The sequence below is a fragment of the Arthrobacter sulfonylureivorans genome, from assembly GCF_047607445.1.
In the GTDB taxonomy this organism is placed as follows: Bacteria; Actinomycetota; Actinomycetes; order Actinomycetales; family Micrococcaceae; genus Crystallibacter; species Crystallibacter sulfonylureivorans_A.
The window spans coordinates 15281-24937 of sequence record NZ_JBLKRT010000037.1 but is presented as its reverse complement, the minus strand read 5'-3'; the positions used below and the strand labels follow the sequence as shown (position 1 = coordinate 24937).

Annotated in this window: 20 protein-coding genes; all 20 read left to right on the top strand. The window is 65.2% G+C overall.

The window, feature by feature from the left end:
* Positions 1 to 181: 181 nt before the first annotated feature.
* The 20 genes from ACMX2H_RS16095 (at position 182) to ACMX2H_RS16000 (ending at position 9655) form a co-directional block, all read left to right on the top strand.
* Positions 182 to 565 (top strand): hypothetical protein, encoded by a 384-nt coding sequence (locus tag ACMX2H_RS16095; protein WP_414961879.1) that lies wholly within the window; start codon positions 182 to 184, stop codon positions 563 to 565.
* A 75-nt stretch (positions 566 to 640) separates the two neighbouring features.
* Entirely contained in the window at positions 641 to 1258 is a 618-nt protein-coding gene (locus ACMX2H_RS16090; protein WP_414961877.1) for a hypothetical protein, read from the top strand.
* 159 nt (positions 1259 to 1417) lie between these two features.
* Positions 1418 to 1894 (top strand): hypothetical protein, encoded by a 477-nt coding sequence (locus ACMX2H_RS16085; protein ID WP_414961875.1) that lies wholly within the window; start codon positions 1418 to 1420, stop codon positions 1892 to 1894.
* Positions 1891 to 2319 (top strand): hypothetical protein, encoded by a 429-nt coding sequence (locus ACMX2H_RS16080; protein WP_414961874.1) that lies wholly within the window; start codon positions 1891 to 1893, stop codon positions 2317 to 2319. Before ACMX2H_RS16085 ends, ACMX2H_RS16080 begins: the two co-directional genes overlap by 4 nt.
* Positions 2320 to 2534: 215 nt before the next feature.
* Positions 2535 to 2984 carry a RusA family crossover junction endodeoxyribonuclease gene (locus ACMX2H_RS16075; RefSeq protein WP_414961872.1) on the top strand — a complete coding sequence of 150 codons (450 nt, stop codon included), beginning with the start codon at positions 2535 to 2537 and terminating at the stop codon, positions 2982 to 2984.
* Between the two features lie 71 nt (positions 2985 to 3055).
* A complete protein-coding gene (locus tag ACMX2H_RS16070) occupies positions 3056 to 3376 on the top strand; it encodes a hypothetical protein (RefSeq protein WP_414961870.1) in 321 nt (106 codons plus the stop codon).
* Positions 3377 to 3467: 91 nt separating this feature from the next.
* The gene (locus ACMX2H_RS16065) at positions 3468 to 3860 is read left to right on the top strand and encodes a hypothetical protein (protein WP_414961869.1); all 393 of its coding nucleotides are present in this window, start codon (positions 3468 to 3470) and stop codon (positions 3858 to 3860) included.
* Between the two features lie 204 nt (positions 3861 to 4064).
* On the top strand, positions 4065 to 4220 hold the full coding sequence (locus ACMX2H_RS16060) for a hypothetical protein (protein WP_414961867.1): 156 nt from the start codon (positions 4065 to 4067) through the stop codon (positions 4218 to 4220).
* Between the two features lie 123 nt (positions 4221 to 4343).
* On the top strand, positions 4344 to 4940 hold the full coding sequence (locus ACMX2H_RS16055) for a hypothetical protein (protein ID WP_414961866.1): 597 nt from the start codon (positions 4344 to 4346) through the stop codon (positions 4938 to 4940).
* Positions 4941 to 5144: 204 nt separating this feature from the next.
* A complete protein-coding gene (locus ACMX2H_RS16050; protein WP_414961864.1) occupies positions 5145 to 5516 on the top strand; it encodes a hypothetical protein in 372 nt (123 codons plus the stop codon).
* A gap of 44 nt (positions 5517 to 5560) precedes the next feature.
* Positions 5561 to 6661, top strand: a complete 1101-nt coding sequence (locus ACMX2H_RS16045; protein ID WP_414961862.1) for a glycosyltransferase family 2 protein — start codon at positions 5561 to 5563, stop codon at positions 6659 to 6661.
* Between the two features lie 3 nt (positions 6662 to 6664).
* A complete protein-coding gene (locus tag ACMX2H_RS16040; RefSeq protein ID WP_414961861.1) occupies positions 6665 to 6820 on the top strand; it encodes an LPXTG cell wall anchor domain-containing protein in 156 nt (51 codons plus the stop codon).
* A 96-nt stretch (positions 6821 to 6916) separates the two neighbouring features.
* Positions 6917 to 7183, top strand: coding sequence for a hypothetical protein (locus ACMX2H_RS16035; protein WP_414961859.1), 267 nt, complete (start codon positions 6917 to 6919; stop codon positions 7181 to 7183).
* Positions 7184 to 7211: 28 nt separating this feature from the next.
* Complete coding sequence (locus ACMX2H_RS16030) at positions 7212 to 7808, top strand: hypothetical protein (protein ID WP_414961857.1); 597 nt, start codon at positions 7212 to 7214, stop codon at positions 7806 to 7808.
* Complete coding sequence (locus ACMX2H_RS16025) at positions 7805 to 8038, top strand: hypothetical protein (protein WP_414961855.1); 234 nt, start codon at positions 7805 to 7807, stop codon at positions 8036 to 8038. The genes ACMX2H_RS16030 and ACMX2H_RS16025 overlap by 4 nt, the downstream gene beginning before the upstream one ends.
* Positions 8035 to 8355, top strand: a complete 321-nt coding sequence (locus ACMX2H_RS16020; protein WP_414961853.1) for a hypothetical protein — start codon at positions 8035 to 8037, stop codon at positions 8353 to 8355. Before ACMX2H_RS16025 ends, ACMX2H_RS16020 begins: the two co-directional genes overlap by 4 nt.
* Complete coding sequence (locus ACMX2H_RS16015; protein ID WP_414961851.1) at positions 8352 to 8594, top strand: hypothetical protein; 243 nt, start codon at positions 8352 to 8354, stop codon at positions 8592 to 8594. The genes ACMX2H_RS16020 and ACMX2H_RS16015 overlap by 4 nt, the downstream gene beginning before the upstream one ends.
* Positions 8591 to 8851 carry a hypothetical protein gene (locus tag ACMX2H_RS16010; RefSeq protein WP_414961849.1) on the top strand — a complete coding sequence of 87 codons (261 nt, stop codon included), beginning with the start codon at positions 8591 to 8593 and terminating at the stop codon, positions 8849 to 8851. Before ACMX2H_RS16015 ends, ACMX2H_RS16010 begins: the two co-directional genes overlap by 4 nt.
* Positions 8844 to 9290: a hypothetical protein gene (locus ACMX2H_RS16005; RefSeq protein ID WP_414961848.1), complete on the top strand. Its 447-nt coding sequence runs from the start codon at positions 8844 to 8846 to the stop codon at positions 9288 to 9290. The genes ACMX2H_RS16010 and ACMX2H_RS16005 overlap by 8 nt, the downstream gene beginning before the upstream one ends.
* Positions 9287 to 9655: a hypothetical protein gene (locus ACMX2H_RS16000; RefSeq protein ID WP_414961846.1), complete on the top strand. Its 369-nt coding sequence runs from the start codon at positions 9287 to 9289 to the stop codon at positions 9653 to 9655. The genes ACMX2H_RS16005 and ACMX2H_RS16000 overlap by 4 nt, the downstream gene beginning before the upstream one ends.
* Positions 9656 to 9657 lie beyond the last annotated feature (2 nt).

Below are 9657 nucleotides of genomic sequence, written 5' to 3'. Positions count from 1 at the left end.
CGTTGCCGCCGGTCAAGCCCAAGAGCGATGACCATTGCCCGTCCTGTGACGCGCTGATCCTTGCTGACACCGGCGAGTGTGCAGGGTGCAGCGACTAGGCCTCCGGCCACCATCCACCGGCCCGTCCCGAGCACGTCTCGGGGCGGGCCAACCTGACCCATCAAGCAAGAGAGAAAGACCGATGACCGTACAGCATGCCTCCCCCCGGCTGCGCCCAGCATTCCTTGGCGAGTGCTATTTCGTTGAAGGCACCTTGGACGCCAGCGAGGCGGTGCAAGAGCTGCTGCGGTGCGCTGGCGACGACCTGATGTGGGACCAGATGCTGGCGGGCATCGAGCGCAGCAACCCCGATCGGCTGTCGCCGGAGGAGCAGGCGGAGAACGTGGCAGAGACGGCACGCTTCCTTGCCCGGCTGGAGGACAACGCGCTGACCGGTTGGTTCGTGTGGGAGGACGTGCTGCCCGGCAGCCCCGCAGCCGACGTCTACGGGCTGGAGCGAGTGCCTGTCTGGGCCGATCAGAGCGAGCCCGGAGCCGTTGCTGGAGTGGTGCTTTATGACGAATAGCGGGCGCCGGAGTGCAGGTTACTGGTCAGTACGATGCGCGATTGGGAAAACCAATCACTACATGGGGAGCAAATAGTGGCGGGGTCATTCGGCAAAATCTACAAGGCAGTGTGGTCGGACCCCGAGTTTCGGGCACTGACTTTGGAAGCGCAGTCCATCTATTGGATGTTCGTTTCGTCCGAGCAGACCAACTTTGCGGGCGTGCTTCCGTTCGTTCCGGGCCGCTTTCTGGACCTCGCATCGAACCTGACGGAGAAGAAATTCAACTCCGCGGTGAAGGAATTGGAGCGCAAACGGTTCATTGTGGTGGACCGCAAGAGCCTCGAAATCCTGATCCGCACGTTCATCAAGCACGACGAAACGCTGCGCAACTCCAAGCTCACCGTCGCCGTCGCCAAGGCACTCAAAACTGTCTGTTCCCCAGTGCTGGCGCGGGTTTTGGCTGAGGAGCTGGCACGCATCATGGCCACCCGTCCAGAGCTCCCAGGCTGGACCGTGCTGGAGGAGCAGGTGCCCGATCTGTTCCACGCTGCAGCCGAGCGGCTGATCGAAACGGGGGAAGCCCCATCGGAAGGGGCATCGGAAGGGTCATCCGATAGGGCATCGGATAGGGCATCCGATAGGGCATCGCATGAGGCATCCGAAGAGTCATCCGATGAGGCATACGCATGGCCCATCGTAAGGGGCATCTGATGAGGCATCGGAAGGGTCATCCGAAGCAGCTTCCGAACAACTAACAACAGACAACAAACAACAGACAACAATCAACACGCGCCCGTCCCGTTCTTCATGTTGATGGAGAAAGAAATCAATCAACGTTCAGTAAGTAACGCGGGCGAGGAAGGACCAGCCGTGCAGCTCCCACCAGCCCCCACCATGACCGAAGAACAAGCCGAGCAGATCGCCACGTTCATCCACTCCATCCGCCCCGACTGGCACGTCTCTGGCATCGTGTCAGCGCTCGGCCGCGTAGTGCACCAAGCCGACACCGCCACCGTCGCCCTCGCACTCCTGCACGCCGCGGCAGACCCGGCCATCAAAACCCCGGGCATCCTCTCCCACCAAGGCCCCCACTGGCACAAGGCGCGAGGCACTCACCAGCCAGCACCACCCACCCCGTCCTCCACGCTGGGATCGGACACCAGCCCCATGTGCGAACGCCACCCCCAGCTGCACGAGTGGGAGTGCAAGACCTGCAACCGCCCCACCCCGCCCCCCGCCAACTTTAGGGACATGATCAAGGCCGCAACCGCTGCAGCACGCAACACCCCGAACCCCGAACTGCAGTGCATGGACACCAGCGGACTCACCCCGGAGCCAGCAGCATGACCACCCCCAAGAAACCCGGCCTCACACCCATCCCCCGCAACCCGAACCGCGACTACCCGCCATCACTGCTCCACAAGCTCTACCGCCAGTCCTACGTCCCCACCGAACAGGAATACGCGATCCTGCTCCTCGTGGACCAGCACCAGGCCGCCGTCAACGTCCGCGAACGCATCAAAGCCACCAAAGCCGACACCAAACTCGCCCGCGCACGCGCCGCAGCAGCAGAACGCGACCTCCAAACCCACAACGACGCCGAAACCGTCCGCCAATGGGCGCTACGCCGCTGGCCCGAACCCAACGAACTCGGAGCCAAACGACTGGAAGCCGCAACCCGCGAACTCAACCCCCGCCACAGCAAACAACACCCCGGCCACGCCAACCGACTAGCACTCCGCGCCCTCAAACCACTAGGACTCGTCGCATGACCCCCGCCCGCCTACCCGCCAAAAGCCGAGCACTCGGAGTCCGCTGGACCCCACCCGCAACAAACACCCCAAACCGCAACCCCGCAGCACAACCCAAGGCACGCGCAACGACTGCTCGGAGCGCAGCAGCCCCGGAGGAGCCCGCAATCGCCGCTCTCGCGGCCCAGAGAGCGTTGGAGGGCACTGGGAGCTGGATCGGGGCGCACGAGGGCCCTGTGGACCCGTTTCTGGCCGGGGAGGCGGAGCTGGTGGTGTTGCACCGGACGATCCGCATCAACGTGGAGCCGCTGCTGTGGCAGCAGTTCCGCATCTCGTCCAACGACCGCTACCCGACGGTGCGGACCAAGCGGGGCGGGCAGGTGCAGCCGGAGCTGGTGAAGCGGATCAAGTTCTGGCGTGCCCGGGCGCATGCCGCGGCAATGAATGTGCCGGGAGTGGAGCGGGGGCGCGTCGTCGTCTACTACCGCTTCCCGACCAATCACCGGCGCGAGGTGTCGAACCTGCAGCCCACGTCGAAGGCGATTCTGGATGGGCTGGTGGACGCGGGCGTGTTCCCGGATGACAACGACAAGCACGTCATGGGGCCAGATAACCGCCGGGAGCCTGTGAACGGGCCGCAGCAGGTGATCGTGCGCGTGTATGTGGCTGCTGGCAATGTTGGGTAACCGTTGCCATAGCGCCAAACTCACCCTAAGTTAGTTGTAGTAATTCAAACAACAACCGAAAGGCAGTCCCCATGAACGCCACCAAGCTCAACACCAAGCGCCAGCAGCTCCTCCGCAGCGAGGACGTTCGCCGGGTTCGGCAGACGGCAGCGGGCGCTGCAGTGCTCAGCCTCGTCCTCGCGGAGCTGCCGCTGGGCTACACCGTCCGCCACCGGCTGATGGCCAGCGACACCGAGCTGTTCTTCGACCTCTACGAGCCGCAGCTGGGCAAGGGCGACGGCTGGGCGCTCACGTCCATGGCCTACCCCGAGAGCATGCCCGCCCACACGATGGCCACCGCGATCCTCAACCAGTGCGCGTTCACGATCGAGCAGCGCGGCAATGTTGGGTAACCTGCGCTCCGCCGTTGCCATAGCTCCAAACCAGCCCTAAGTTTGTTTTAGTAACACAAACACATACAGCAACCAACCGAAAGGCACTCCCATGCAGAACGCAACCGCAACGATCGACCGCAACCTCACCGGCGGGGCTTTTGAGTCCAACGGGCTGGTGGACGGCGCCGCCTATCACGAGGCAGTTGACTACTCGCGGGCGAACGGTTGGATGGGGCTGAAGCAGGTGGCAGAGGCGGGCGGCAAGATCAGCCGCGTCCGCGTCCTCACCGAGCGCATCCCGATGGCGGGGACGTTCTGCGATATCAGCTACGTGCATGCCACGCTGCCGAACGGGCAGATCGTGAACGTGGACGACGTGAATGTCCGCAACATGACGCCGATGAACAAGCTGATGGGCGAGCTGATCAACTGGGCGAAGTCCGAGGGCGTCTACGCCAAGGGCCTCGGCCTGCTGGACCGGTCCAACTGGTCCGTGCTGTAACCCAAAGACCGGGCGTGCGCCGCCAAGGCTAGACCTCTGGGGGGAGGGGCGGCGCACCCCAACCAAACCCCCACTCACCGCAAGCAACGAACCGAGAGGCAAGACGATGGCGCAGTGCAATTTCGAACTGTTCGACGGCAACGAAGATGACCCGGCCTACGCATATTGCGGCCACCCGCACGCTCACGCAGGCGAGCATGGGAAGTGGCAGGTATGAAGTACCGGTTCAGTCACCGCTCAGACGACGGCAGGACGTACTACTGGGTCAGCGTGCTGCCAGTGACGCCTAACGACAGCCGCCACGAGCAGGTTTCCTGCCGCGTGGACTGGTTCTGGAACCCCGCCAGGGCCACCCGCTAGGCCAAGGGGCCGATAGGCAACCAGCCGCAGACAAATCCAATCCCCCGGAAGCCCCCTGCACTGGACCGGGTTCGAATCCCGGCGGCCCCACTCGCAAGCAACCACCAACCGAAAGGCAACACCGTGTCGCACTTCACCGTCCTCGTCCTCGGGGACAACATCGAGGAGCAGCTGGACCGCTACTGGGAGGAGCGCTCCGTGCCCGAGTACATCAGCCGCAAGCGCTCCGACGAGTGGGCCGACATTGTGCAGCGGGCCAAGGAGTATTACGCCGAGCGGGGCAGCACGATGGAGAAGCTGGCCGCTGAGAGCTGGAGCCACTTGGAGCTGCTGAAGGCGTACACCGAGGAGGACTGGCGCCCCCGCCCCAACGACGAGCCCGGCTACCACTGCTGGACCACCTACAACCCGGACTCCAAGTGGGACTGGTACGAGGTCGGCGGGCGCTGGGACAAGGCCGTGCTGGTCACCAAGAACGGCGAGAAGGTCAACTCCTGCAAGCTGTACGAGCTGGACGTCGATATGTCGTTCGTCCACGGCGCCACCCACGCCCTCGTCAAGGACGGGGAGTGGTACGAGCGGGGCCGCATGGGCTGGTTCGCTACCGTCTCCGACGCCATGAGCGAGGAGGAATGGGACGCTAAGGCGCTGCAGATGATCAAGGACGCCGAGGCTGCAGACCCCAACCAGACCATTACCCTCGTGGACTGCCACATCTGACCCCACAGACCGGGCGCCTGGCCGCACAGACCCCACGGCTGGGCGCCCATCAACCAACCATCAACCAACTGAAGGAGCACACCATGAACAACCCCACCGATTACCCCACCAGCCAGAGCTACCACCCGCCCGTCCCCGCAGCAGAAGCCCACGGCTACGGCCCGCAGCAGCCCCCCCAAGAAGCCTTGGTACAAGAAGGCGTGGGTGCTGCCCGTAGGCGCTGGCCTGTTCGGCATCATCCTCGGCTCCGCAACCGCCGGCGGCCCCCCGGAGCAGGTGGAGGTGAAAGTCCCCGGGCCCACCGTCACCGTCGAGGCCGAGCCCGTCACCAAAACCGTCACCAAGGAAGTCACCCCGGACGCCTGCATCGACGCGCTCGACTACGCAATCGAGGCCATCGGGCTGATGCAACCGCTGCCCGAAATGATCTACGAGTCCGGTATGGCCGGGCTGGAGCAGGACGTGCCCGCCATTGAGGACATCAACAACCGGCTGACCACGTTCTCCTCCGATCTGGAGAAGCTGACCCCGAAGGTGGGCGAGGCGTCCCAAGCCTGCCGGGCCTCCGCCGAGTAGCGCAGCAGCGCCCCTAACCAACCGACCAAGGACACCAACCGACCATGAACCCCGTCCCGGGGCGCCGCCGCGCGCCCGAAAACTGGACCCTAACGGTCCTCATCCCGGCCTACAACGAGGCGTCCAGCATTGCCGCCACCATTGCCGCGGCCCTGAACCAAACGCGCCCCGCCGACCGCATAGTGGTCGTACCCAACGGCTGCACGGATGAAACAGCAGCCATCGCCCGCGCCTACCCCGTCACCGTCATGGAGCTGCCGAAGCTGGCCCACCGCAAGAGCGAAGCGCTCAACCGGGCGTGGCACGCATACGGCCGAGACTCGGACGTGGTGGTGTGCTTGGACGCCGACACCGTGCTGCCGCCCAACGCCTTCGCGGACTGGGAGGAGGAGCTGTGGCTGGACTGCCTGCTGGGCGGCTCCAGCAGCAAGTTCACCATGCAGGCCCCCGACTTCCTCAGCCGGTTGCAGAAGGCCGAGTTTGCGACGTGGACCGACACCGCGCTGCAGCGGGGCCGCACCAGCGTCCTCGCCGGGACCGGGTGCGCGATCAGCGGCGAGGCGCTGCGCAGGGTGGCAGCCCGGGACGACCGTGAGGGGCCGTGGTGCTACACCTCCGCCACCGAGGACTTTGAACTCACCTACCGGATCAGGGAGCTGGGCTTCTACTGCCAAGTGAGCCCCACCGTGCGGGCCTACACCGACTCCATGAAGGATCTGCGGAGCCTGTGGAACCAGCGCATGAAATGGCAGGTGGGGACCGTGGAGGACCTGCTGCACATTGGCGTCAACCGCCTCACGATCCGCGACTGGGGGCAGCAGCTTATGGGCCTGCTCAACGCCGGGCTGAAGGCCCTGTGGGTGGCGGTGATCGTAGGCTACGCGCTGATGGGCTCCCTGCAGCTGATCTGGTTCTGGTTCCTGCTCCCCGTCCTGTTCATCGCGTTGGACGTGAAGCGGGCCACCCGGATTCCGCATGTGGACGCCAAAGACTTCCTCATAGCAGCCTCGTTCTTCCCGAACGAGCTGTTCATGTGGATGCGAGCCGGATGGTTCACCCGCTCCTGGGTGGACGTCCTGGCCTCGAAAATCACCAAACGCTCCCGCGACCGCTGGGAAGCGCAGTATCAAGCAGAAGGAGTTTGACCCGTGTACGGAGCAGAAGGAACGTCGGCCGCTGGGGCGGCTGGGATCGCAGCAACTGGCCTTTCGACGGGCTCGCTGGTGTTGGCGGGTGTCGGCCTCGCGCTGGCGCTGATTGCGGTGGCTGCGCTGCTGCGCCGCCGGAGCAAGAGTCGCCCGTAGCGAACCTCGGGGGAGGAGGGGCGCCGAGCGTTTGGCGGCGCCCCGTTTTCGCCCTATAGTTGTTACAGCAAGTCAAACAAACCGAAAGGACACACCATGAAGCAGATTCCCGCCAACTTCGCTGCCGCACTGAAGCGCCACGAGTTCACCGAAACTCCCACACCGCAAGGCACCGAGTACACCAAGCGGACCCGCAACGGCTCGACGCTGAAGGTGCTCTCCGCTGGCTCGTGGGGCACCGCAGTAACGGTCGTTCCCAAGGAAGGCCGCACCCAGCAGCTCAACTACTGGGACACGACAGTGGAACCGCTGAACGATGAGGGTTTGGACGCCCTGATCACCACCCTGATTTTCTTCACCTAGACCACAACCACAACCGATAGGAAACACCATGAGCTACACCCCACCCCTGCCCTACGCGGACGAGGATGGCACGATCATCCAAGACGGCCGCGACCCGGGCTGGCAGATCGAAATCCGCGAGGTCGAGGACGGCACGCAGGACGTCGAGCTGCAGTTCACCGACGATATGGGCGACGTGTCCTCGCTGGTCATTGCCGAGCGTGACCGCGGCGTGGCAGCGCTGGCCATGTTCGGCGCGGACGACCCCGTGGAGCAGCCCGAGGCGGCACCGCAGATCACCGGCACATTCCAGGTCATCATTTCCACCAGCCCGGCGCACAAGGGCGACCCGTCCCCGACCGTGCAGGCCGCAATGCTGGAGCGTTTGGTGTGGCACCTGCAGCACGGCATCCCGGCGCGGGTTATCGAGCCTAACGCCGGATATTTCGCCGTTACTGAGGTGGCAGTGTCCACGCCGCCGGAGCGCATGAAGGAAGTGCGCCGCTCCTTCCGCGTCAAGGACGATTCCGAGGATGGCGGGTACTACTACACCCGCGTCCACCGGGACGCGAAGAACCGCGCCGACGCCACCGGCAACCCGGTCGAAGCTCAGCGCAAATTCCTCTCCGAGTGGGAGCTGGCATGAGCACCAAGACACTCGCACTGGGCCCGGTAACGCTGCACCCGAGCCGCAAGCGCAGCCCCCACGAGTCCATGGGCCGCTTTGGTGGCGGCTGGCAGTGGAAGCTGGGCATCCAAGCCGGGACGTGGACGCGCAAGGACGGCGGCACGGTCATCGTCAGCCTGCTGGTGCGAGAATGGCGGATCACCTACCGACCCAAGGGCAGCATGTACCGCAAGGAGGCAGCCAAGTGAGCGCCCGCGATGAGCTGGCCCGCGCCATCTTCATGGCCGACAACTCCAACGCCCCGGACCCGGCTGCCGAGTGGGAGTTCGCCCCCGCCCGGCATCGGGAGTACGCCTTCAAGATCGCGTCCACGCTAATCGCTGCCGGGTACGTGCTGGCGCCGCTGGAGTACGCAGTGACCGTGGGCAGTGAAACGGGCATCTATGTGTCCCGGCGGCACGCGGAGGAAGCACTGAAGAAGCTGCAGGCCAGCCACCCCGACCGGCAGTACCGGCTCGTGAGCCGCCGCTTCTACACCGAGGCATGGCAGGAGGTGCAGTCGTGAGTAAGCGGAGGCTGAAGGCGGCTGTGGAGCGCGGCGATATCGAGGCGCTGGCCGCGGCAGTGCAGTCCGTGCTGGAGCTGCACAACAACGTCGGCCGCCGATGGACGGGCTTTCCCCGCGCAGACCACCTTGACGTCTACTGCACCCACTGCAACATGAGCGCCCCGTGCCCCACCGTCCAAGGCGCCAAGGATGCACTGGGGGCAGCCAAGCAAGATTCCGAGAGGACCAAGAAGTGAATACCAAGACCAAGCAGCAGTTCCACGATCTGGTCCGGTTTGACCAGAACAACATGCTGGCCCACCTGCCCGTGCTGTTCGTCAGCCCCAACGGCTCCCCCGCGGTCGCCATCGCCGGGCATGTGCTGAAGCACGCCAAGCGGCTGAAGCGCGGGAGCTGGTACGTGGAAATGGCGTCCGATGAGCGCTCCGGCCGCATCGCGTTCCACAAGGATGACCGGACCATCCCGTTCACGATCGAGGCCCGCAATGGCTGAGGCGGCGCGCGAGCAGAAGCGCGGGAAGCGGCTGCTGACCCGGGAGGAAGTGGAGCCGTACATCAGCGGCCAGTGCACCGAGTGCGGCGTCGATTACGTCTCCAGCCACATCAGCAGGAAGCTGCCCGGCGGCGTGCTCCCGGAGGGCGTCGTCCGCTACGGGGCCCACGGGCTCTGCCGCCCGGACTACCTCGCCACCCGGCCGAACAAGAGCAAGGAGTACGAGGAGAACCGGAAGGCGAAGCGGCGCGAGGCGTCCAAGCCGCTGATCCCGCAGTCCGAGACGCTGGGCAGCGTCCGCCACAGTCTGGAGCACACCAAGCGCGGGCTGGACTCGTTCATGGCCGCACGCGCCGCCCGAGCTGCACGAGAGCGCCGGGCCGCAATCATCGCCGCCGGAGGCAACCCGCTGGCACAACGACAGAAGGTGAACGCATGAGCAAGCACGCCAGAGTGGTCGATCACCTGCGCTGGAAGGCGCAGATCGAGGAGGGCTACGCCGAGAACGGTGAGCGGGTGGGGCTGCCAGCGGACGCTGCCGAGTCGCGAGCGTGGGCTGCCAAGCTGCGGGCAGCAGCAGACGCGCTGGAGGGCACGCCCCCGGCGCCGGAGCAGGTCACCTCCATCGGGGAACTGTCAGGGCTGGCCACCGGCGCCGTCATTTGGACCGCACACGGCCACGTCATGGAGCATCAGGGTGACGTGACACTTGGAACCTTCTGGGCAACCCCGGGCTCCCTGACCATGTACCAGCCGCTCGTGGAGTGGCTGCCCGCCTACGTGTTCTCCCGGGGTGCCGAGTGAGC